Source organism: Stenotrophomonas tumulicola (assembly GCF_014117215.1).
GTDB classification, from domain to species: domain Bacteria; phylum Pseudomonadota; class Gammaproteobacteria; order Xanthomonadales; family Xanthomonadaceae; genus Stenotrophomonas; species Stenotrophomonas tumulicola.
This window is the reverse complement of record NZ_JACGXS010000004.1, coordinates 89,649-113,207: the sequence shown is the minus strand read 5'-3', so window position 1 is coordinate 113,207 and position 23,559 is coordinate 89,649. Positions and strand designations below refer to the sequence as shown.

Here is a 23,559-nt window from a genome sequence, read left to right as displayed (position 1 = left end):
CCGTGCCGCAGGGCGAACGGCGCCCCAAATAAAAAGCCCCGCTGACCAGGGGAGGGTCAACGGGGCCGGGGAACGGGCGCTTGGGGAGGAGCCCCCGTTCCGAGATCTGCTCCAGGGGATGGGAGAGATCCATAACAGGCGTTGCGCCTGTTGAGGCTATGGAAGCACTTTCAACATTGATGAATCGTGAAGGTAGCCAATTAATCCCGCTGCCCTCAGTGAAATATTCATCATTTAGTCAGGCAAATGACTCTGCTCAGCTCTTCGTCTCAAAAAAATGAGGTGAATGCGTCTCAATGGGCTTCGTCCCAGTTGATGCCATGCCCGGTATCGACCACCAGCGGAACCCGCAGTTCGGCTGCCTGCGACATGCGCCGCACCACCTCGACCCGAAGTTCATCGATGAAACCGGCCGCGCATTCAAACACCAGTTCATCATGCACCTGCAGGATCATCTTGGCCGGCGCGGCCGAACCACGCAGCCACTGGTCCACGTCCACCATCGCCCGCTTGATGATGTCCGCGGCCGTGCCCTGCATCGGCGCGTTGATCGCCGCGCGCTCCGCACCGGCGCGCAGGCCCTGGTTCCGCGCGTTGATGTCGTTCAGGTACAGGCGACGGCCAAACAGGGTTTCCACGTACCCCTGCTCACGGGCCTGCTGGCGCATCCGCTCCATGAAATCACGCACGCCGGGATAGCGGCTGAAATACAGCGCCACGTAATCCTGCGCCTGGCCACGGTCGATGCCCAGGTTGCGGGCCAGGCCGAACGCGCTCATGCCGTACATCAGGCCGAAGTTGATCGCCTTGGCGGCACGGCGTTCGTTGCTGGTTACTTCTTCCAGCGTCCGCCCGAATACCTCGGCGGCGGTGGCGCGGTGCACGTCGACGCCCTGCTCGAAGGCCCGCACCAGGCCCGGATCTTCGGACAGGTGGGCCATGATGCGCAGTTCGATCTGTGAATAGTCGGCCGCCAGCAGCAGTTGGCCCTCCGGGGCGATGAACGCCCGGCGGATGCGGCGGCCGTCCTCGGTGCGGATCGGGATGTTCTGCAGGTTCGGATCCGAGGAGGACAGGCGGCCGGTGGCCGCGCCGGACTGGTGGTAGCTGGTGTGCACCCGGCCGGTGTCCGGGTTGACCATTTCCGGCAGCTTGTCGGTGTAGGTGCTGCGCAGCTTGGCCAGGCCCCGGTATTCCAGGATCACCCGCGGCAGCTCGTGCTGGTCGGCGATCGCCTCCAGCGCTTCCTCGTTCGTGCTCGGCTGGCCCTTGGGGGTCTTCACCACCGCCGGCAGCTTCAGCTCGTCGAACAGCACCGCCTGCAGTTGCTTGGGCGAATCCAGGTTGAAACTGCGGCCGGCCAGCTCGGTGGCCTTCTGCTGTGCGGCCAGCATCCGCGATGACAGGTCCTGGCTCTGGCGGCGCAGTTCTTCGCTGTCCACCTTTACGCCATTGGCTTCGATGCTGGCCAGCACCGGCACCAGCGGCATCTCGATATCGCGATACACGCTGTCCAGGGTTGGCTCGGCCAGCAGCTGCGGCTGCAGCGCGCGGTGCAGGCGCAGGGTGATGTCGGCGTCCTCGGCGGCATAGCGGCTGGCTTCGTCGATGCCCACCTGCGAGAACGAAATCTGCTTGGCCCCCTTTCCGGCGACATCCTCGAACTTGATGGTGCTGTAGCCCAGGTAACGCAGGGCCAGCGAATCCATGTCGTGGCGGGTGGCGGTGGAATTGAGCACGAAGCTCTCGAGCATGGTGTCGTCGTGGTAGCCCTGCACGTCCACGCCGTGGCGGCGCAACACGTGCAGGTCGTACTTGCCGTGCTGGCCCAGCTTCTTCTTCGCCGGGTCCTGCAGCACCGGGCGCAGCGCGTCCAGCACCTGCTCCAACGGCAGCTGTGCCGGCGCTCCCGGGTAATCGTGGCCGACCGGGACGTAGGCGGCCTTGCCCGGCTCGACCGCCAGGCTGACGCCAACCAGGCGCGCGCGCATCGCGTCCAGCGCGTCGGTTTCGGTATCGAAGCTGACCAGCTCGGCCTGCTGCAGGCGATCCACCCAGGCCTGCAGCTGTTCGATGGTGGACACGGTCTCGTAATCACCCGGTGCGGCCAGCGCCGGGTCCAGCGTGCCGGCGGCCGGCGCCTCGGCACTGCCGCGGGCGAAGCCTGCGGCAGTACCGCGCAGGCTCGGCGTGGCTTCGCTGGCGGTGGCCGGGGCCGGCAACGGGCCACCCAGTTCCTTCAGCGCCTGGGTGAAGCCGTAACGGGTATACAGCTCGGTCAGTACCGGCACGTCCTGCTCGCGCAGGGCCAGGGTGGTCGGTGCGGATTCCAGCGCCACATCGGTGCGGATGGTCACCAGTTCGCGGTTCAGCGGCAGGCGTTCCAGCGCCGCGCGCAGGTTCTCGCCGATCTTGCCCTTCATGGTGGGTGCGGCGGCCATCACCCCGTCCAGGTGCTGGTACTCGGCCAGCCACTTGGCAGCGGTTTTCGGCCCACACTTCTCCACCCCGGGGACGTTGTCCACGGTGTCGCCCATCAGCGCCAGCAGGTCGATGATCTGGTCGGCGCGCACACCGAACTTGTCCATCACCGCCGAATCTGAATCCATGCGGCTGCCGGTCATGGTGTTGACCAGTTCGATGCCCGGGCGCACCAGCTGGGCAAAGTCCTTGTCGCCGGTGGAAATGGTCACCTTCAGGTCCTGCGCCACGCCCTGCAGGGCCAGCGTGCCGATCACATCATCGGCCTCCACTCCAGGGATGCGCAGGATGCTGATGCCCAGCGCTTCGACGATGCGGCACATCGGCTCGACCTGGCTGCGCAGTTCATCGGGCATCGGCGGGCGGTTGGCCTTGTACTGGTCGTACAGGTCGTCGCGGAAGGTCTTGCCCGGCGCATCGACGACGAAGGCAACGAAGGCCGGGCGCTCCTTGAGGGTGGAGCGCAGCATGTTGACCACGCCGAACAGGGCACCGGTGGGTTCGCCCTGCGCATTGGACAAGGGCGGCAGCGCGTGGAACGCGCGATACAGGTAACTGGACCCGTCGATAAGGACTAATCTGCTCATGCGACGATTCTACGCGCCCCTGCCTTCGCGGAGGCTGCACCGTGTTGAGGCATAATCAAGCCTCCCACCCGGCAAAGGACCCCCGTCCATGAAGACCCTGATGCTCGCTCCCACGGCGTTGCTGGCGCTGCTGCTGGGCGGTTGCGCGACGTCTGGCGGTGCCGGCATGCCGCCGGTGGACGTGACCGGTGCCGAGGTCGCCCAACGCACGCTGGACAACGGCGACGTGGTGGAGGAATACCGCGTGTCCGGCCAGCTGCGCATGGTCAAGGTAACGCCGCTGCGCGGCGCCCCGTACTACATGTACGACCAGAATGGCGACGGCCGGATGGACAATGATCGCGACGGCGTGTCGCCGGTGTATTGGAAACTCTACAGCTGGTGAGGAAGAAACGGCGCCGGACGCTTCCTGCGCCCGACGCCGCGTCCCCTCCCCAGGGAACAGGGTGGCGTCAGCGGATGACCAGCACCGGGATCTGGCTGCGCGCCAGTACTTCGGTGGTCTGGCTGCCCAGCAACACCCGGCTGACGCCGCGACGACCATGCGATGTCATCACGATCAGGTCGGATCGATGCTCCTCGGCGCTGTCGATGATGCCGTCCGCTGCATAGCGGTCCAGTACATGCACGCCATTGGCCCGGATGCCTTGTGCCTGCGCCTTGGCCAAGGCCGGTTGCAGGACCTTCTGGGCATTCTCATCGCGGTCGGCCTTGTATTCGGGGCTGTTCATGTAGCCCACGCTCCAGCCCATGGCGTCATACATGCCAACGGCCCAGGGTTCGGACACGGTCACGATGTCGACCTCGGCATCAAGGTCCTTGGCCAGCTCCAGGCCCTTCAGCAGGCCCTTGTCGGCCAGCTCGGAACCGTCGGTAGCGATCAGGATGCGCTTGTACATGGCGGGGCTCCTTCGTGGGGTGCCGGATGGGAACGCCACCATTGCACACTGGATGTGCACGCCGCGCCTTGACCTGGATCAATGCAGTGCAGCATGGGCGTGGCGACCGTCCGTGGCATGATCCGCCCCATGCGCCTGCCCTTGCTGTGCTGCCTCTGCCTTGTCCTGCTGCCGTGGCCGGCCGTTGCCGACGACGCCATCCTGGTCTTTACCCGCACCGCCAGGTTCCGCCATGAATCGATCCCGGTGGCGGTGGACACGCTGCGCACGCTGGCGGCCGGGCAAGGGCTGCGAATCGATCACAGCGAGGACGGGGCGGCATTCACCCCGGCGAACCTCGCGCGGTACCAGGCGGTGGTCTTCGCCAACACCACCGGTGACGTGCTCGACGGTGCCCAGCAGGCTGCCCTGCAGGCGTATGTCGAAGGCGGCGGCGGCTTCCTTGGCCTGCATTCGGCGGCCGATACCGAATACGACTGGCCCTGGTATGGGGAACTGGTAGGTGCCTGGTTCCACAAGCATCCACCGGGGCTGCAGACAGCGCAGGTGATGGTGGCCAATGACGGCCACGACGGCCACGACGGCCAGCGATGGTCCGTCACCGACGAGATCTACAACTACCGCCGCAATCCGCGGCCATTCGTGCAGGTGCTGGCCACGGTGGACGAGTCCAGCTACGAGGGGGGCACCATGGGCGCCGACCATCCCATCGCCTGGTGCCGTCCGATGGGACGTGGCCGCAGCTGGTATACCGGTTTCGGCCACGACGCGGCGGTGTATGCCGATGCCAACGTGCTGGCCCTGCTGCGGCGTGGGCTTGCCTATGCCACCGGCGCAACGGCGGCCTGTTGACCCCCGATCACGCACAGGTCAACGCGTGGTGGTACGTGGTGTGCCGGTGCGTGGGTCGATGTATTCCCGGGTGCGCGAACGGATCCTGCTGGTCGCACCGGATGGCCAGTCCATCGGTTCTGCCGTCGGACTGTTTTCCCTGAGGGAGCGCAACCGCTGCTCCATCTGTGCAACCGACTGCCGGGGCATCGACGATGAACTTCCAGATACATCCGGCGCGCGCAGCATGGCCAGGCGCGTTTCCACTTCGTTCTTGAATTGCCGGCCTTGGATGATCGCGTCGCGTGCAGCGCGCGCCGATGCCTCCTTGGCGGCCTTGTCTGCAGCCTGTCGCTCTGCTGCCTTGCGCGCCTCGGTTTGTGCATGGGCTGCCACGGCCAACGCTGCCGTTGAAGCAACTGATCGCGCGACCCTCTCCGACTCGGTAGCCGCACCTTTCTCCGTAGCGTTCCTGGCCTCGCCACGGGCCTGCTCTGCGGCCCGCGCCTGTGCCTCTGCCATCGCCTGTGCCGTGATGTCGGCTGCCGCAACGGCGGCTTGCTGCTGCACGCGTTGCTCGATGGGTGCCGTATCGATGCGCGCACCGTCCTTGCCACCCGCACCACGCACCATGTTGCGGATATCGACGCTGACCTCCTCCGCATGGTGTCCAAGCAAGCGGCGCCGTTCCGCCTTCGGCATGCCGGCGTCTGCGAGGACCGCATCCCGGTAGCGTTGTTCGCCGGCACGGATCAGTGCTTCGACATCATCGCCCCTCAGTGCCTTCATGCGTTTATGGTAGTCACGCAGCGTGCGTTCCTGCAATTCCGCGACCATCCTGGGGGGTACCGGAGTCGTCTGCGGCAGGCGATGTTTTGCCATGGCCTTCCGCCACGCTTCATCGACGCCCCGCGCCACCAGTTCATGCATGGCATCATTTTCTTCGCTGCTGGTCAGCGACATGACCGAATACACCTTCTCACGCAGCTTCGGAAGCTCAAGTTCGACCACGCGCCGGGGGCCATACGCATCGTCCACGTGTCGTACCAGTTCCTCCAGCGACAACCTGGCCAGCTGCTGGGCCCGCTCCGGAACGACGATGGGCTCGTTGCCGCGGCCTGGTTCGTGGAGCTGTTTCCCGAACCAGCTCCACAGGGACCGCAAGTGGATGTATTCCGCGCTGTCTGGCCACAGGTCCGCCTGTTGCAGTTGCTGGTCCCAGGCCTTGGACGCACCAGAGGCCGCCAGGGCCGCGTAATAGTTCGGGAAGCCTTCGATCTTGGCAGTCAGCAAGCCCTCCCGCACCCGTTCCGGGGTCAGCTCCATCGAGGCAGCCATCAAGGTTTCCAACAACTGGATGAACGCCATGCCGAGCGCCGGATCACCATGGGCACGCGCGCCGACGTTGGGCGGGTACGCGGTGTCTTCGAAAGGTTTCAGCAGGCAATGCGCCACGCGATCGGCAGGGATCTTGCCCGCCTGTACGAGGCGGTCCACCAACAGGAGCCAAGCGTGGTTTGCCTCGGAAGATGCCCTGCCCGCCGGTGAGTCCGCAGCCAGCTCAAGGTCCACCAGCAACTGGCCAAACAGGTCGGGCGACAACAGCTCGTCGCCGAGCGCACTGACGTCCGCCTCCCTGTTGTCCTCCAATGCAGCCGCCAGCCGGCGATTGCAGTCGTGCAGACGCTGCAACGTGCTGAGCCTGGCGGTCACGGCATGGGATTCTGTATCCGGCATGCCTGCCAATGACGCTGTCGCGGTATCGCAGGCCAGGCGGTCATGCGCTGCTTCAAGCGCCTTTTCGTGTTCCTCGCTCACGTCGGTCGCCAACGCGGCGCGCATACCATCGGCCACCTGTTGCCGGACCCGGACGGCACGCTGCGGATCGGCCCTGATCCATCCGGCGATCTGTGCCGCGTCGTATTGCTGCAGCATCGCGTCCCTGCGCTGGATGAGCGTGGACACCATCTGGGTGGCGTCCGGCCACCTGCCTGCGGGCGCATTGGCTGGAACCTGCCAGGATGCGGCGACCACCGCTTCGATCGCCGAGGCGGGAAGCAGCGCAAGCCGGTAGCCCATTTCCGCCATGGCCTCAGCCACGGCGGGTTCCGCAACGGCCGGCGGCCGCAGCATGGCCGCCACGCTGTCCGACTGGAACCCGTAGGGCCAGCGCAGCGTGTCATGCAGCCGGCCTGGGGCGGTACCCATTGCGTCGAAATCCGCAGCATTTTCACTGTAGGCGTCGGGGATGGGAAACAACGACGGCGGTCGCTGCAGCATGGCGATATCAGCGCTGGCCTGCTTGGGCAGCATCGTGCCATCAACCAGGTTGCGGAAACCAAGGGGGCCGCAGGAGCCGAAGTCCACCGTCATGCCGATCGGTTTCCCCTCGCGCTCGACATAGCCGAAGTTTTCCATCCGGAAGTTCAGCTGGTCCCAGTTGTCCAGCCAACGCGAGGCAATGAAATGGCGCACCTGGTCGCAGCGCATATCCGTCGGCAGCATCCGGTTCATCCCCTCCAGCGCCTCGAAACGCTGCTTGTCGGCCTGCGCATGTTCGGCCAGCAGATCCTTGCCCTGTAACTGCCAGAAATGTTCCACCCCGGCACGCCTGAGGACGGCGTCACAGGCGGATACGGCCGCCGCGTGGTCGTCGCGCAGTTGGCCGTAGTGTGCCCTTGCGGTTTCGTCGCCGCCCGCGGCCAGCGCTTCGCAACGGGGCGTCGTCAGGAAATCGCCAAGATCCATGAACGTTGGCTCATATCGGGACGCGAAATGCTGGCTGTTGCCGGGAAGTACGTCGCAGGCATCCATGAGCTGGGCATCCGGCGCCACCAGCCCGGTCAGCTGGAACAGCCTGGACATGGATGCTTCCATCGCGCTGAGTCCGCTGTCGCCGGTGTTCTTCATCCGCCAGGTGGCACCGTCGATATCGACCAGTGCAGCCGGCAGGCTGCCAGGACCGGTCCACGGCCGGGCTGGCCCTGTACGGGTTTCTTCGCCATCGTGCGGTTGATCGAACAGATGCACGACCTCTTGGATTCCCGCCCTGGCTTCGCCAGAAAGCTGTCGCAGCAATGCACTGCGCTGCACGCTGGACATGCCCGGATCCCTTGCTACGACGTCCTCGTACTCATGCTGGATGGCAGATACCAACTGGTCCGCCTCCCGCAATCGCAGGCCGCCGATCTCACGGGTATAAGTATTGCGGGCATCCTGCATCTGTCCTTCCAATGAACGTGCCCGGCATGGCGTGGCCTGGAAGTACGGATTACCGCACAGGCCGTCTGGGCCGCCGCGCTGATACTCATTCAGCACCATGCGGTCCACTGCCGCGGCTTCGGCGTCGGTGATCACCGCTGGCATGTTGGCGTCAACGCTTCTACGCAACAGGGATGACTCCAGCCTGGCCAGTCGCAAGGATGTCGTCGCCTCGCAGGCCTGCTGGACCACGTCACCCAACGCGCAGGGCGGTAGGGTCGCCGTGCCATTGGATGCGGTGACGAATCCTGTCGCGGCCAGGCGGCTACGAGCCAGTTCGCGCATGGCCGCCAGATCGTCCCTGTCGCCCACGTCCACCGCATCCAGAAGGTTGACAAATGCGTTGCCCAGCGCCGGGTGCCGGAAATACCGGGTCGTAGCGGCTGCGTCGTGGGCAGCCGACGCCGGACGGCGTAGATGGTCAGCTACCTCGCTGGCGGCGATGTGATGCTCCCGGACCAGGCCGGTCACCACGTCAAGCCAGCCTTGGTTGGCTTCGATTCCCGCCTGTCGGAGTTCCGCTGTAGCCGTAGGCAGTTGCAGATCAAGCACCAGCCGCGCATGCACGCCTGACGCAAGCAGCGCCGCCGCCGAGCGATGGGTGGCGCCCGTATCGCCCGCCTGCAGTGCCTGCCGTAGGCCATCCATCGCCGCATGGAAGATCCCCAACGTCTTCGTCTGTCGCATGGCATCGGGCGAGCCGGCAATCGGTGGGCAGTCTTCCGCCGATACACGGCGCATGCCTGTGGGTGCCGATGAATGACGAATGCGATCTGCTGCCGCATTGGCCACGCGCAGCCCCCTGGCACCCTCCCCCGCCGCACCGGCAGGAGAAGGTGCTGGCCTGGGATTTCCGTCGGCGAACGGGCCAGGTGATGTCGGCGACAGGTGGCTGACCGGCTGCATGCAGACTCCCTAATTCATATAAGAAGGAAATTCTGCACGCAACCATAGGCATATGCTTTCAGAAATAGGCAAACGCGCCTGTCAGATCACCGTCAGGTTGGCATAGGCCATCACCAGCCACTTGCTGCCGGCCTCGGCGAACTCCACCTGCACGCGTGCATGCGCACCGCTGCCTTCGTAATCGGTGACCATGCCTTCGCCGAACCTGGGATGGGTGACCAGCACGCCCAGCTTCAGCGGCGGTGCTTCCAGTGCTGCATGGCCGCCGCCACGGCTGGCACCCAGCGAAGCCGGCCGCGATACCTGCACCTTCGGCCGCACCTCATTGAGCAGCTCACGCGGGATCTCGCGCAGGAAGCGCGACGGTACGCCATAGTTGTCCTGGCCGTGGATACGCCGCGACTCGGCATAGCAGAGCACCAGCTTCTGACGCGCACGGGTGATGCCCACATAGGCAAGCCGACGCTCCTCTTCCAGCCGTCCACTCTCCTCCAGCGACCGTGCGCTGGGGAACAGGCCGTCTTCCATGCCGGCCAGGAACACCATCGGGAACTCCAGGCCCTTGGCCGAATGCAAGGTCATCAACTGCACCCCTTCCTCGCCCGCCTGTGCCTGGCCCTCGCCCGCCTCCAGTGCCGCATAGGCCAGGAAGGCGACCAGTTCGTCCATGTCTTCGACTTCCTCGATGTCATCGGCACGGCGCACGAAGCGCGAGGCCACCGAGACCAGTTCGTCGAGGTTGTCGGTGCGCGATTCGGAATCCAGCGCGTTGCGGCTTTCCTTGCTCCAGTGCTCACGCAGCAGCGAACGCGCCAGCACATGGTCGATGCGTTCGGCCAGGGTCATGTGCTGGGTCTGTGCATGCAGCTCATTGACCAGCACCAGGAAGCCGGCCAGGGCATTGCGTGCCCGCGCGGCCAAGGCATTGCCCTGGGTCACCAGCATGGTCGCTTCCCACAGCGAAATGCCCTGCGCGCGCGCTTCGCGGCGCACTTCGTCCAGGGTGCGGTCGCCGATGCCACGGGTCGGCGTGTTCACCGCGCGCTCGAAGGCGGCATCGTCATTGCGGTTGGACAACAGCCGCAGGTAAGCCAGCGCATCCTTGATTTCCGCCCGCTCGAAGAAGCGCATGCCACCGTACACGCGGTACGGTACCTGTTCGCTGAGCAGTACTTCTTCCAGCGCGCGCGACTGCGCGTTGCTGCGGTAAAGCACCGCAACCTCGCCATGGCTGCCGCCATCACGCACCCATTGCCGGGCGCGTTCGACGATGTAGCGCGCTTCGTCCATCTCGTTGTAGGCCGCGTACAGATCGATCGGTTCACCATCGCCGCTGTCGGTCCACAGCTCCTTGCCGATACGGTCCGGGTTGTGCGCGATCACCGCGTTGGCGGCACCGAGGATGTTGGCGGTGGAGCGGTAGTTCTGCTCCAGGCGGATGGTCTGTGCGCCCGGGAAGTCACGCAGGAAGCCCTGCACGTTCTCCACCTTCGCACCACGCCAACCGTAGATGGCCTGGTCATCGTCACCGACCACGAATACATGGCCCGAGTCGCCGGCCAACACCCGCACGAAGGCATACTGGATGGCATTGGTATCCTGGAATTCGTCGACTAGGATCTCGCGGAAACGCGCGCGGTAATGCGCCAGCAAGGCCGGGTTGTCGCGCAGCAGTTCATGCGCGCGCAGCAGCAGTTCGGCGAAGTCGACCAGGCCGGCGCGGTCACAGCGCGCCTGGTACTCGATGTAGGCCTGACGCATGGTCTCCAGCCACGCGTCATGCGGCTCCGGCTGGATGTGCTGCGGGCGGCGGCCTTCGTCCTTCTGTTCGTTGATCCACCATGCGACCTGCTTCGGCGGGTACTTGCCGTCGTCCAGCTCCAGCGCCTGCACCACGCGCTTGACCAGCCGCAGCTGGTCGTCCGAATCCATCACCTGGAAGGATTCGGGCAGCTTCGCGTCGGCCCAGTGCAGGCGCAGCAGGCGATTGGCCAGTCCATGGAAGGTACCGATCCATGCGCCACGGCTGCCATGCGGCAGCTGCGCGTCGATGCGGTGGCGCATCTCGCCGGCGGCCTTGTTGGTGAAGGTCACCGCGAAGATGCCGTGGGTGGGCACGCCGAACACTTCGTGCAGCCAGGCGATGCGGTGGGTCAGTACGCGGGTCTTGCCGGAGCCCGCGCCCGCCAGCACCAGGTGGTGGCCAGGAGGGGCGGACACGGCATCGCGCTGGGCCGGGTTCAGGCCATCGAGCAGGTGGGAAACATCCATCCCCCCATTTTACGGCATCGCTGCTTGCCGCTCCCGCACTGCGTGGCACGCGGCGTATTCGGCCTGCTGGCGAAGTTCAGGCACCGCGATGGTTTCCCACAGGCTGCCGATGCGCAGGCTGCCCAGCACGGCGATATCGGCGTGGGGGTTGCCCTCTGCATCGCACAGGCGCGCATCGTGCACCGCCACGTCCAAGCCCAGGCCATGCGGGCCCGGGCGCGCCATTCCCTGGGCAAGCAGCTGGCGCAGCAGGGGATTGCGCAGGCCGGTGCTACCGGTTTCCAGCCCGGTGGCGTTGACCAGGGCGCCCAACGGCCAGTGCCCGGCTTTTCCGCGCACCATGCCCGAAAGCTGCAGCGCGCCATCGGCTTCGACCACGCCGTGCAGGCGTGCACGGTGCACCTGCAGCTGGCCGCTTTGCAGGGCCGCCTGCAGGCGCGCATGCACGCCTGCATCGATGCGGTGGCGATGGGTGTCCCACTGGCGCACCACATGGCGCAGGAAGCGCCGCTGGTCGGCGGCGCCCAGGGACTGCCACAGCGCCTGGCCCAGTGGCCGGATACGTTCCATGACACTCTGCCAGGGAATGCCGGCGGCGGCGGCCTCGCGGGCATGCCGGCGCAGCGCACGCAGGCGTTGCCGAAGGGTCATCGCCAGCAACGGCTGCGGATCGTAGCTGGCCGCTTGCCCATGCGCATGCGGCAAGGGCATCAGCCCATGCCGCGAATAGACATGGATGGCACCGGTCTGTCCGGCGTGCAGCAGGCCCAGCACGCTGTCGACCATGCTCAGCCCGGAGCCGACGATGCCCACTGCGCGCTCACCGGCCAACAGGCGCACGCCTTCGTAATCCCAGGCTTCGGCCACCCGGTCCAATGCCAGCACGTCGGCCCCCGGAACCGGCATCGAACGCACGTTGTTGCCCGTGGCCAGCACCACCTGGCGCGCGCGCCTGCGGCCGCCGTCGGCCAACCGCAGGCACAGCGCATCGTCGTCGCGCTGCATCGCCAGCACCGCTTGCGGCACCACCTGCAGGGTCGCCGGGCCCGCGTCCATGGCCTCGGCCAACCGTTGCTGCAGGTAGGTCGCGAAGTAGTGGCGCGGGACGAAGCGTGCGCCCACCGCAGCGCGGTCTTCCACCGCGAAGGCGCCGGCCTGCATCAGGTAATCGACGAAATCGCCCGGCTCCGCGGGCAACGCGCTCATCCGCGCGGCCGGGACATTGAGCAGGTGCTCCGGCCACGGCGTGGCGTAGGCGATGCCCTGCCCCAATGCGGAAGCCGGCTCGAACAGCAGCACCCGCAGCGGTTGCGTGGCATGGCGCAGTGCCTGCAGTGCCGTCATCACGCCGGCGGCGCCGCCGCCAATGATCGCCAGGTCGGCATCCTGCTGGATCGCTGTATCGGTCATGCGCCGATTGTAGGGGATCGACGTGCGCGGGCGGTGGCGGTGTGATCGCGACCTACATCAACGCGTCCGCCAGCCGCGCGATGCCTTCGCGGCTGCGCCGCCAGGTCGGCCGCTGCCGCCACTGCACCAGGTCCAGCTGGCGCGCGTCACGCAGGTACCCCGCCTCAATCTCCAGCAGCTGCCGTACCAGTCCGGTGTCATAGCAGAGCAGGCCGATCTCGGCATTCAGCGCGAACGAGCGGATATCCAGGTTGATCGAGCCCAGCAGGGCGATGCCATCATCCACGCTGAGGTGCTTGGCATGCAGGAACCGGGGTTCGTACAGGGCGATGCGTACGCCACAGCGCAGCAGCTCATCGTAGTAAGCCTCCTGCGCCCAGGCGGTAAGCCTCTGGTTGTTGCTGGCCGACAGGATCAGCTGTACGTCCACGCCGGACAGCGCGGCGATGCGCAGCGCGCTGAGCGTGGCCTCATCGGGCACGAAGTACGGGGTGACCATCACCAGCCGGCGGCGCGCCAGGTGGATCAAGGCGTTCACCGCGTCGCGCGCATTGCTGTAGGGATAGGCCGGCCCACTGGGCAGCAGCTGGGTGGCGATATCGTCGCCGCATACCGGCACATCGGAAAGCACATCCAGCCGCTGCCCGGTTTCGATGTACCAGTCACTGGCGAATACCGCCTCCAGATGGGCGACCGCGGGACCGCGCACGCGTGCCACCAGTTCGCGGTTGGGATGGCCCGGGACAAAGCCGGCGGCGGCCAGGTTCTGCGAACCGATGTAACCCACTTCGTTGTCGATCACCGCGATCTTGCGGTGGTTGCGCAGGTCCATGCGCCCGCTGCGGCGCCAGCGCAGGCCACCGGGAAGCATCGCGCGGACCTCGATATCGCGCGCAAGCATGCGCTTGCGGTAGGCGCGCAGGCCGCGCTTGGCACCCACTGCATCCAGCAGCACGCGGCAGTGCACGCCCCGCGCGGTGGCGCGCTGCAGTGCCTCCACGATCGCCTCGCCGACCGCATCGTCGAACATGAGGTAGTACAGCAGGTGGACCCGCTCCCGGGCCTGGTCGATGTCGGCGACCAGGGTGTCCAGCGAATCGTCATAGTCGGTCAGCAGGTCCACGGCATTGCCATGCACCGGCATGAAGTCGCCCTGCCGCTCGATCAGCGGTATGACTTCGGCGGTGGCGGTGTCCGCGGGTGCCTGCCAGCGCAACGCGTGCTGCAGCGCCTGTTCTTCACGGATGACCTGGGAGGCCTCTGCCTGTCGGCGCAGCCGTTCGCGCGACAGCCACGGATGGCCGAATGCCAGGTACAGCGGCAGGCCCAGCAGCGGCACGAAGCCGACCAGCAGCAACCAACTGCGCGCGGCACCGGGGGTGGTGCGGGTGGGAATCCACAACAGCGCAGCCAGCCGGATCAGCCAGTCCAGCAGCAGCAACCAGGAGCCCAGCAGCCACTCGAACAGCATCGCGTCGCCCGTCGGGAAGGAGCTTCATTCTGCCACGGGGTGGCCCATGCCCACGGCAGTGCCGTGCCATGCCCGGCAAGCGCACGAAAAAAAACCCGCCTCGCGGCGGGTCTTTTCATCGGGACGATCAGCAATCCGGGCGGATTACTTGATCTTGCCTTCCTTGTACGGGACGTGCTTGCGCACGACCGGATCGTACTTCAGGAATTCCATCTTCCCGGGGGTGTTCTTCTTGTTCTTGTCCGTCGTGTAGAAGTGGCCGGTGCCGGCCGTGGAAATCAGACGGATCTTGTCGCGCTTGCCTGCCATGATCGTTTACTCCTCAGACCTTTTCGCCGCGCGAACGCAGCTCAGCCAGAACGGAGTCGATACCGTTCTTGTCGATGGTGCGCAGTGCATGCGCGGAAACACGAAGCTTCACCCAGCGGTTTTCGCTGGCGACCCAGAAACGGCGTTCGTGCAGGTTGGGCAGGAAACGACGACGGGTTTTGTTGTTGGCGTGCGAGACGTTGTTACCCGTCTGCACTCGCTTGCCGGAAACCTGGCATACGCGGGACATAGCGCACCTCGATAGTAGTTGGTGTCTCCCCGTAGCCCGGGGGACGGCGGCCTCGGCGGTTTCCCACCACACGTCAAGAGAATCAAAGGGTTACGCTGACCTGGGCCGGCCGGAGGACGTGTTCCCGGCACGCGCCGCCCGGCATTGGCCGGACACAGCGAGCCGCGAATTATGCATGGGTTCGGCGATGCATGCAATCCCAAGGGCGCGCCAGGCACGCTTGGTCGTGCTGGCCTGGAACAGCCTCCGCCCCCAGCCGGGGGATTTCCTGCTAAACAAGGCGCCATGAAGCTGCTCGTACTCACCTACGGCACCGAAGGCGACACACGCCCATTGGCCATGTTGTGCCGCGGCCTGATGGATGCCGGCCATGAAGTGCTGCTGCTGGCCGAGGCCGGCACCCTGGTCAGCGCACGGGAGCGGCAGGTGCCGCATGCCGCGCTGGAAGGCGACATCCACCAGAACGTGGTGGCCCTGCTGTCGCGTGGCAACAGCGCGCGGGCCGCCGCCACGGGCCTGGCCCGGATGGCCACCCGCCATGTGGCCGCCTGGATGCGCCAGGCGAACGAGGCCGCCGAGGGCTGCGACGCGATCCTGGCCGGCGGGCTTGCCGCCTTCGTCGGCATGAGCGTAGGCGAACGGCGCAGCCTGCCACTGATCGGCACCGGGATGATCCCGATCACCCCGACCCGCGCCTTTCCCTCGCCATTCCTGCCGCCCCGCTGGACACCCGGCCTGTTCAGCCGTTTCAGCTACCAGGCGGTCAACCAGCTGATCTGGCGCCAGTTCCGTGGTCCGGTCAACCAGGCCCGCGCCGATGTGCTGGGCATGCCCCCTCGCCGCGCGCTGTGGAAGGACGTGCCAATGCTGTACGGCATCTCCCCCAGCCTGGTGCCGCCGCCCGCGGACTGGCCTGCCGACCACCACCTGTGCGGACAATGGCGTGCGGCCGATGCGGCGGCCTGGCAGCCTCCACCGGCGCTGCGCGCCTTCCTCGATGCCGGGGACAAACCGGTCTACGTGGGGTTTGGCAGCATGACCGGCTTCGATCGCGAGCAGGTACTGGGCGCGCTGCTGCGGATGCTCGAGGGGCGCCGGATCCTGCTGTCTCCCGGCTGGTCCGGGCTGCCGGAGCAGCCGTTGCCCGGCAACGTGCATGTGATCGAGCCGGCCCCGCACGAAGCGCTGTTTCCGCTTGCGTCGCTGGTCATCCACCATGGCGGCAGCGGCACGACGCACTCCGCCTGCCGCGCCGGCGTCCCCTCGATGGTGATGCCGTTCGCGGCCGACCAGTTTTTCTGGGCGGACCGACTGCGGCGGCTGCAGGTCGCCCCGCCCGCGTTGTCACCCGGGCATCTGGATCAACAGACGCTGGCGCGCGCCCTGGCCTTCGCTGACCTGCCCGGCACGCGCGCGCATGCCGTCGCGCTGGGCCAACGGATGGCCGCCGAAGACGGCGTCGCCACCGCAGTCGCCGCGCTCGGCACACTGCTTCGGTAACCGGAGGGGCTACCGCCGGTCGGTGGCCATCAGGCTCGCCACCCAGTCCATGAACACCCGCAGCCGCTGGCTGACATGGCGGCTGGGCGGGAACATCACGTGCATCGGCATCGCCTGCAGTTGCCAATCGTCGAACAGCCGCACCAGTTCGCCACGTGCTGCATGCGGGGCGGCCATGTAATCCGGCACGCAGATGATGCCCAGGCCTGCCAGGCCCGCCGCGAGATAGGCGTCGCCGTCGTCGATGGCAATGGCATGGCGCCCCTGCACTTCCAGTTTCTCTTCGCCGCGCTGCAGGGCGAAGCGGCGCGTCCGCCCGGTGCGCGGGCGCAGGAAACCAACGGTCAGGTGATGCGTGCCTTCCAGCTCCTGCGGATGTGTCGGCGTGCCATGTCGCTGCAGGTAGGCAGGCGCGGCATGGACGCCGAAATGCAGCTCGCCGATCGGACGCGCCACCAGCGACAGCACGTCCGGCGTGCCGCCGCGGATCACGCAGTCCACGTTGTCGCCAATCAGATCGACCTCACGGTCGCTCACCCCGATCTGCAGTTCGATGTCCGGATAGCGGGCATGGAATTCCGGCAGCGCCGGAACCAGCAGCAAGCGTGCGAAGGGGCTGGGAACATCGATGCGCAATCGACCACGCGGTACGGACGTGGCCGTGGACAGGCTGCCTTCGGTTTCCTCCAGGTCGGCCAGCAACCGCATGACACGCGGGTAATACGCCTCGCCCTCTGCGGTCAGGTTCACCCGGCGCGTGGTGCGGTTGAGCAGGCGCACGCGCAGGTGGGCCTCCAGTTGCTGGACCAGTTCGGTGACGCGCGTGCGTCCCAACTGCAGGGTATGCGCGGCCTTGGTGAAGCTGCCGGTTTCAACAACGCGGGCGAAGGCCCGCATCGCCTCGAAACGATCCATGCGACTTCCTGCGACGTATTGGTTGGATATGGCGAACAATCTAGGCGTGATCGGCCGCTTTATCCAGCATGGAGTCCGGTCCAGCATGGGCCATCGCTGATGCAGCCCGCATCGGCCCCGATGGAGCCATCCCCATGACCCGTGATGTCGTGTTTCCCACCGGCCGCCAGGCCTTGTATGAGCGCAACCGTTATTCCCCCGCCGTACGTGCCAATGGCCTGCTGTTCGTCTCCGGCCAAGTCGGCAGCCGGGAGGACGGCACGCCCGAACCGGAGCTGGATGCCCAGGTCCGCCGTGCCTTCGAAAACCTCAACGCGGTGCTGGCGGCGGCGGGCTGCACGTTCGATGACGTAGTGGATGTGACGATCTTCATGGTCGACCCGGAGAAGAACTTCGAGAAGGCCTGGGCGATCGTGCCGGAGTATTGGGGCGACGCGCCGCATCCCACCCTGACCGGCGTTGGCGTGACCTGGCTGTACGGGTTCCAGTTCGAGATCAAGGTAGTCGCCAAGCTGCCTGGATGAGCGGCCGTGCCGGCGACGGGCCATGCCCGTCGCCAACCAGGGCAGCAGCGATGGAACAGCGGGTCATGGACCCGCTCTGCGCGCATGCAGCCAGCGGTACAGCACCGGCAGCACCAGCAACGTCAACAGCGTGGACGACACGATGCCGCCGATCACCACGGTGGCCAGTGGCCGCTGCACCTCGGACCCCGCGCCGACATTGAACGCCATCGGCACGAACCCCAGCGATGCCACCAGTGCCGTCATCAGCACCGGACGCAGCCGGCCCAGCGCGCCCTGGCGTATGGCATCCCGCAGCGGCATGCCCTGCCCGCGCAGTTGGCGCACGAAACTGATCATCACCAGTCCATTCAGTACCGCAACGCCCGACAACGCGATGAAGCCGACGCCGGCCGAGATGGAAAGCGGAAGGCCGCGCGCTGCCAGCGCCAGCACGCCACCGGTCAGCGCCAGCGGCACCCCGCTGAACACCACCAGTGCGTCGCGTACCGATCCGAACGCCCAGAACAACAGCGCGAAGATCAGCAGCAGGGTCATCGGCACCACCACCGCCAGCCGCTGGCTGGCCGAGATCAGCTGTTCGAAGCTGCCGCCATAGTCGATCCAGTATCCCACCGGCACCTGCACCTGCGTGCCGATGGCGGCCTGCAGGTCGGCGACGAAGCTTCCCAGGTCGCGGTCGCGGACGTTGGCGGTGACCACGATGCGGCGCTTACCATTGTCGCGGTTGATCTGGTTCGGCCCTTCGCTGGTCTCGATGCGCGCCAGCTCCCGCAGCGGCACCGTGCGCGGCCCGGCACCACTGGCACCCACCGCGCGGCTCAGTTCATCGTCGTTGCCGCTGGACAGGGCCGGCTCCAGCGAGACAGGAAGATCGGCGAGCGCGGCGGGATCCTGTCGCAACGCTTCAGGCAGGCGCACCACGATGTCGAATCGACGGTCGCCCTCGAACAGTTGCCCGGCAACTTCTCCCCCCACGGCCATCGCCACGGTCGACTGCACCTGCCCCGGGTTCAGCCCATAGCCGGCCAATGCCTGGCGGTCCGGCAACACCGTCAGCAGCGGCAAGCCGCTGGTTTCCTCCAGGCGCACGTCGGCTGCGCCGGGTATCGCCGATGCCACCTGCTCGATCCGGCGCCCAACCTGCTGCAACACCTGCAGGTCATCGCCGAAGACCATCACCGCCACGTCCGCGCGCACGCCGGAGATCAGCTCGTTCATGCGCATCTGGATCGGCTGGGTGAACTCGTGGTTGCTGCCGGGTAGTTGTTCCACCGCCGCCTGCAGCTCGCCCAGCAGGGCGGTCCGCGACTTGCGTGGATCGGGCCAGTCACGGCGGTCCTTCATCATCACGAACGTGTCGGCCACCGACGGCGGCATCGGATCGGAGGCGACTTCCGGCGTACCGATCTTGGAGAACACCTTGGTCACCTCAGGAAACTGCAGCAGCCGCCGTTCGATCTGTACCTGCATCCGCACCGACTGGGTCAGGCTGGTGCCGGGGATGCGCATGGCATGCATCGCCACGTCACCCTCGTCCAGGCTGGGAACGAACTCACTGCCCAGGCGGGTCGCCAACAGCCCGCACCCCACCACCAGCACCAGTGCGGCGGCCACCATGACACGGCCACGCGCCAGCACCCGGTCCAGCAGCGCCTGGTAGCGCTTCTGCAACCAGGCCATCAGGCGGTTGTCTTTTTCCTGCACGCGGCCGCCCAGCAGCAGCGCGATCGCCGCCGGCACGAAGGTCAGGCACAGCAGCATCGCACCGGTCAGGGCCAGCACGACGGTGATGGCCATGGGATGGAACATCTTTCCTTCGACACCGGTCAGCGCGAAGATCGGCAGGTAGACGGCGGTGATGATGCCCAGCCCGAACAGGCTGGGCCGGATCACTTCGGCGGTGGCGCTGGCGGTTTCCTTGAAGCGTTCGGCTGCGGTCATGTCGCGACCCAGCGCGTTCTGTCGTTCGCCGAAGCGACGCAGGCAGTTCTCGATGATGATCACCGCACCGTCGACGATCAGGCCGAAATCCAGCGCGCCCAGGCTCATCAGGTTGGCCGAGACGCCGCCGCGCGCCATGCCGGCCAGGGTGAACAGCATCGACAGCGGGATCACCGCGGCCGTGATCAGCGCGGCACGGATGTTGCCCAGCAGCAGGAACAACACCACGATCACCAGCAGCGCGCCTTCCAGCAGGTTCCGCGCAACCGTCTGGATGGTGCGGTCCACCAGTGCGGTACGGTCGTAGCTGGCGGTGACGGTGACGCCGTCAGGCAGGCTGCGCTGTGCCTGCTGCAGTTTTTCCGCCGTCGCGCGGGCAACGTCCCGGCTGTTGGCGCCGACCAGCATCACCACCGTTCCCATCACTACTTCATGCCCATCCTGGGTAGCCGCACCGCTGCGCAGCTCCGCACCCTCGGCCACGGTGGCCACGTCATGCACATGGATCGGCACGCCCTCGCGCCGGTCCAGCACGATGTTTCCGATCTCCTCCAGGTTCGCCACCTGGCCTGGAACGCGTACCAGGAACTGCTGTCCATTGCGCTCGATGTAGCCTGCGCCGACGTTCTGGTTGTTGGCCTGCACCGCGGCCGCGACGTCCTCCAGGGTGAAGCCCAGCGCGCGCAGCCGGGCCGGGTCCGGCGTGATGTGCACCTGGCGCTGGAAACCGCCGATGGTGTTGACCTCGGTGACGCCCGGCACGTTGCGCAGCTGTGGCCGGATGACCCAGTCCTGCAGCGTGCGCAGGTCGGTGGCGGTGTAGGCCGTTCCGTCAGGCTTGCGCGCCTGCGGATCGGCGTCGACGGTGTACATGAAGATTTCGCCCAGGCCGGTGGCGATCGGCCCGAGCTGCGGATCCAGGCCGGCCGGCAGCTGGGACTTCACCTGCTGCAGCCGCTCGGCCACCTGCTGGCGGGCGAAGTAGATATCGGTGCCGTCCTTGAATGCCACGGTGACCTGGGAAAGGCCATAGCGCGACAACGAGCGCACGTGGTCCAGCGCCGGCAACCCGGCCATCGCCGTCTCCACCGCATAGGTGATGCGCTGCTCGCTTTCCAGCGGCGAATAACCCGGCGCGGCGGTGTTGACCTGCACCTGCACGTTGGTGATGTCCGGCGTGGCATCGATCGGCAGCTGCCTGAAACTCCATGCGCCCACCAGCACCAGCAGCAAGGCCAGCGCCAGCATCAGCCAGCGATGTGCGATGGCGCCGTGGACGAACCGCTCCAGCATTCCGGGCGCGGCGAATGGGGAGTTGCGGTCAGTGTTCATGCGCCGCTCCTGCCTTGCCGATGTCGGCCTTCACCGTGTAGCTCTGTTCCACCACCACCTGCTCGCCCGCACGCAGCCCCTCGACGACCGCTGCCTGGCGCGCATCACGTGCCCCCAGGCGTACCGGTCGTGCCTGGTAGGCGTCGCCCTGGCGGACGAACACCACGTCCTTCCCTTCCATGGACTGCACCGCAGCCAGGGGCACCACGATGGCCGCGGGCGTACTGGCCACCACGATGCGTGCGCGCACTGCCGCGCCCGGGCGCCACAGCCCGTCGTGGTTGTCGATGGTGGCGCGCGCCACCGTGCTCTGGCTGGCAGTGGCCGTACCCGGCAATACGCGCTCCAGCGTGGCAGCCTGGCTGGCACCGTCGGTCATGCGGGTGATGGTGACCGGCACGCCTGCGGTGATGTGCTGGGTGTCCGCGCCGAAGATGTGCAGGTCCACCCACAGCTGCGAAAGATCACCGATGTCGAACAGGACCTGGCCTTCGGCGGCCACCGCGCCCAGCTGCACCTGTCGCGACAGCACCACGCCGGAAATGGGAGTGGCAACGCCGTAGGTGGTCAGGCTGAGGTTGCTTTCGATGCTGGCCAGCACCTGGCCGGCACGCACCCGGTCGCCGACGTTCGCGCGCAGCGCACGTACCGGGCCCGGAAAGCGTGCGGTGACCTGCGCGCTGCGGCCATCGACCGGCGCCAGCAGGCCCTGCACGTCATGTTCGTCGGCGATGGTGCCGGGGCCGGCAGGCGCGCTGACGATGCCGGCCAGCCGTGCCTGCGCCTCGGCGATGCGGGTCTGCGCCGGGCCCTGCCGGTCATCGTGCGTATCGCCATCATCGTGCTGGTGTTCGGTTCCTGCTCCTTCGGCGCGAGGGTCCTGGCGGTCGCCGCAGGCAGCGAGGATCGATACCAGCAGCACGGGCAGTGCACTGCGGGCGAGCAAGAAAACAGTGCGCTTCATCATGGTGTTCCTTCGTTCGCGTTGGCGACCAGCGCCTGGCCAGTCAGGCGCTGGATCTCGATCAGGGCGGTCTGCGCGGAGAGCGCAGCGTCCAGCTGTCGCTGTCGTGCCTCGATGCGCATGGCCTGCAGTTGTGCCCACTCCAGGTAGCTGATGGCACCGGCACGCCATGCGGTCGCAGCGGATTCCTCCGCACGTTGCAGTTGCGGCAGCACGTCGCTGCCCATCCGCGTCACTTCCAGCCGCGCCACCTCATAGCGGCCATGCGCCTCGGCCAGGGTGGCGAACAACTGCAGCGCGCGACCTTCGCGTTCCACCGCGCCCATCGCCAGGTCTGCCTGCGCGGCACGTATCTCCGGTTCGGCACGACGGGCGCTGCCCAGCGGCATGCTGATACCGGCGACAATGGCCGCGTCGCTGCCACTGCGGTTGTTGCGCAGGCCCAGCTGCCACGACACATCGGCGCGTTGCTGGCTGCGCGCCAATTGCAGCTGTGCCTCGCGCACGCGTTGTCCACCGGCGATCGCCACCAGCTCCGGCGTACGATCCAGCAGGTCGGCCAGCTGGCCGAGATCCTGCAACGACGGCAGCCGTAGCGGATCACCGCTGACCGCATCGAAATCCACCTCGCGCTCGTTCCACAACGCAGCCAATGACAGGCGCGCCGCACGCGCCACCTGCGTGGCACGGTCCCGGTCCAGCTCGGCCTGCGCCAATGCCGCCTGTGCGGTCATCAGCGTCGATGCGGGCGATGCGCCTGCGTTCAAACGCAGCCGCGCCGCGTCCACCGCGCGCCGGCGTTGCTCGATGTCCTCCTGTGCGATGCGCCACTGCGCCGCGGCAGCAGTGATCGCCAGGTAGCGCCGCGCGACCTCGGCCATCATGTCCAGCCGCAGGATCTCGCGCTGCGGGGCCAATGCATCGATGTTGGCCTGCGCTACCGCGCGGCGCGCATCAAGCTTGCCACCGCGTTCCAGCACGCCTGCCAGCGAAACCGTGGTTTCGGCCGTGTCGAAACCACGGCTTTCATCCGTGCCGAGCAGGTTCTCCATTTCCACGCCGAATACCAGTGGCGGCGCGAAGCCGGCGCTGTCGAAACGGGCCTGTGCAGCCTGGCGCTGCAGTTGCGGCAGGCGCAGGCCGGGATGGATACGGGCGACGCGGTCGATGGCCGCGTCGAGGGTCAAGCGGGCAGGTGGCGACGCGACCTGTGCAAGGGCGCACGGCGCGATCACCAGGGCCGCAAGTGCGGCCAGGTGTTTCCACATGGGAATTCTCCGATGTACTCAGGAAAGATCGGGACAGCCGCGCCGTGCGCGGGAGGGATCAGGCCTGGATCGGAGGACGCAGCGGATTTTCCTGCGGAACGGGGCGCCATCCCGCATCCTGCCCGCTACGCATGGCGGCTGCCGTAGGAACCATCAGCTCCCAGCCCGCCGTCGCAAAGGGCAGCATGCCACCCTGGCCGTGGCAATGGCCGCAATGCACCAGCGCGTGCAGCAGGCGTGCGCTGGCATCTTCATCATCATGGCCGGTCGGCTCGCCGATACCGCCATGCGGTGTCGCGGGATGATCGGCATGCGACAGCTCGTGCAGCTCGCCCAGTGCCGAAGCCAGCGCGCCACCGGCGGTGCCAAGCGCCACCACCACCAGCATCAGCAGGCGGAGCAGCAACGAAGGACGGCGGCGCACGAAGCGGATCAT

General features: G+C 66.9%; 17 protein-coding genes. 4 read left to right on the top strand and 13 right to left on the bottom strand.

The genetic code is table 11. The features are described from left to right. Nucleotides 1-293 precede the first annotated feature (293 nt). Complete coding sequence (polA, locus tag H4O11_RS09980; protein WP_182339269.1) at nucleotides 294-3,068, bottom strand: DNA polymerase I; 2,775 nt, start codon at nucleotides 3,066-3,068, stop codon at nucleotides 294-296. 88 nt (nucleotides 3,069-3,156) lie between these two features. On the opposite strand from polA, the gene H4O11_RS09975 reads away from it, so the two are divergent. Then, the gene (locus H4O11_RS09975) at nucleotides 3,157-3,453 is read left to right on the top strand and encodes a DUF2782 domain-containing protein (RefSeq protein WP_182339268.1); all 297 of its coding nucleotides are present in this window, start codon (nucleotides 3,157-3,159) and stop codon (nucleotides 3,451-3,453) included. Between the two features lie 67 nt (nucleotides 3,454-3,520). On the opposite strand, the gene H4O11_RS09970 is transcribed toward H4O11_RS09975, so the two are convergent. Continuing rightward, nucleotides 3,521-3,967 (bottom strand): universal stress protein, encoded by a 447-nt coding sequence (locus H4O11_RS09970; protein WP_182339267.1) that lies wholly within the window; start codon nucleotides 3,965-3,967, stop codon nucleotides 3,521-3,523. 129 nt (nucleotides 3,968-4,096) lie between these two features. On the opposite strand from H4O11_RS09970, the gene H4O11_RS09965 reads away from it, so the two are divergent. Then, nucleotides 4,097-4,819 carry a ThuA domain-containing protein gene (locus H4O11_RS09965; RefSeq protein WP_182339266.1) on the top strand — a complete coding sequence of 241 codons (723 nt, stop codon included), beginning with the start codon at nucleotides 4,097-4,099 and terminating at the stop codon, nucleotides 4,817-4,819. 18 nt (nucleotides 4,820-4,837) lie between these two features. On the opposite strand, the gene H4O11_RS09960 is transcribed toward H4O11_RS09965, so the two are convergent. The 6 genes from H4O11_RS09960 to rpmB form a co-directional block, all read right to left on the bottom strand. After that, entirely contained in the window at nucleotides 4,838-8,746 is a 3,909-nt protein-coding gene (locus H4O11_RS09960; RefSeq protein ID WP_182339265.1) for a hypothetical protein, read from the bottom strand. Nucleotides 8,747-9,046: 300 nt separating this feature from the next. After that, entirely contained in the window at nucleotides 9,047-11,236 is a 2,190-nt protein-coding gene (gene uvrD, locus H4O11_RS09955; protein WP_182339264.1) for a DNA helicase II, read from the bottom strand. 9 nt (nucleotides 11,237-11,245) lie between these two features. Further along, nucleotides 11,246-12,646: an FAD/NAD(P)-binding protein gene (locus tag H4O11_RS09950; protein WP_220466680.1), complete on the bottom strand. Its 1,401-nt coding sequence runs from the start codon at nucleotides 12,644-12,646 to the stop codon at nucleotides 11,246-11,248. A 52-nt stretch (nucleotides 12,647-12,698) separates the two neighbouring features. Then, nucleotides 12,699-14,117: a cardiolipin synthase gene (cls, locus tag H4O11_RS09945; RefSeq protein WP_182339263.1), complete on the bottom strand. Its 1,419-nt coding sequence runs from the start codon at nucleotides 14,115-14,117 to the stop codon at nucleotides 12,699-12,701. Nucleotides 14,118-14,261: 144 nt separating this feature from the next. Further along, nucleotides 14,262-14,429, bottom strand: a complete 168-nt coding sequence (gene rpmG / locus H4O11_RS09940; RefSeq protein WP_182339464.1) for a 50S ribosomal protein L33 — start codon at nucleotides 14,427-14,429, stop codon at nucleotides 14,262-14,264. Nucleotides 14,430-14,439: 10 nt separating this feature from the next. Continuing rightward, complete coding sequence (rpmB, locus tag H4O11_RS09935) at nucleotides 14,440-14,676, bottom strand: 50S ribosomal protein L28 (protein ID WP_019185625.1); 237 nt, start codon at nucleotides 14,674-14,676, stop codon at nucleotides 14,440-14,442. 285 nt (nucleotides 14,677-14,961) lie between these two features. Between rpmB and H4O11_RS09930 the strand changes: the two genes are divergently transcribed. Next, nucleotides 14,962-16,176, top strand: a complete 1,215-nt coding sequence (locus tag H4O11_RS09930; protein WP_182339262.1) for a glycosyltransferase — start codon at nucleotides 14,962-14,964, stop codon at nucleotides 16,174-16,176. 9 nt (nucleotides 16,177-16,185) lie between these two features. Here H4O11_RS09930 and H4O11_RS09925 read toward each other — a convergent pair whose 3' ends face one another. After that, nucleotides 16,186-17,091 (bottom strand): LysR family transcriptional regulator, encoded by a 906-nt coding sequence (locus H4O11_RS09925; RefSeq protein ID WP_182339261.1) that lies wholly within the window; start codon nucleotides 17,089-17,091, stop codon nucleotides 16,186-16,188. A 134-nt stretch (nucleotides 17,092-17,225) separates the two neighbouring features. Here H4O11_RS09925 and H4O11_RS09920 point away from each other — a divergent pair, with 134 nt between their 5' ends. Then, nucleotides 17,226-17,615: a RidA family protein gene (locus H4O11_RS09920; RefSeq protein WP_182339260.1), complete on the top strand. Its 390-nt coding sequence runs from the start codon at nucleotides 17,226-17,228 to the stop codon at nucleotides 17,613-17,615. Between the two features lie 63 nt (nucleotides 17,616-17,678). On the opposite strand, the gene H4O11_RS09915 is transcribed toward H4O11_RS09920, so the two are convergent. From H4O11_RS09915 to H4O11_RS09900, 4 genes are read right to left on the bottom strand one after another with little or no spacing between them, the layout of a single operon-like run. Beyond that, nucleotides 17,679-20,852 (bottom strand): efflux RND transporter permease subunit, encoded by a 3,174-nt coding sequence (locus tag H4O11_RS09915; RefSeq protein ID WP_182339463.1) that lies wholly within the window; start codon nucleotides 20,850-20,852, stop codon nucleotides 17,679-17,681. Nucleotides 20,853-20,880: 28 nt separating this feature from the next. Continuing rightward, nucleotides 20,881-21,855, bottom strand: coding sequence for an efflux RND transporter periplasmic adaptor subunit (locus H4O11_RS09910; RefSeq protein WP_182339259.1), 975 nt, complete (start codon nucleotides 21,853-21,855; stop codon nucleotides 20,881-20,883). Then, nucleotides 21,855-23,123 (bottom strand): TolC family protein, encoded by a 1,269-nt coding sequence (locus tag H4O11_RS09905; RefSeq protein ID WP_182339258.1) that lies wholly within the window; start codon nucleotides 23,121-23,123, stop codon nucleotides 21,855-21,857. The genes H4O11_RS09910 and H4O11_RS09905 overlap by 1 nt, the downstream gene beginning before the upstream one ends. Nucleotides 23,124-23,181: 58 nt before the next feature. Beyond that, nucleotides 23,182-23,547: a hypothetical protein gene (locus H4O11_RS09900; RefSeq protein WP_182339257.1), complete on the bottom strand. Its 366-nt coding sequence runs from the start codon at nucleotides 23,545-23,547 to the stop codon at nucleotides 23,182-23,184. Nucleotides 23,548-23,559: the final 12 nt, after the last annotated feature.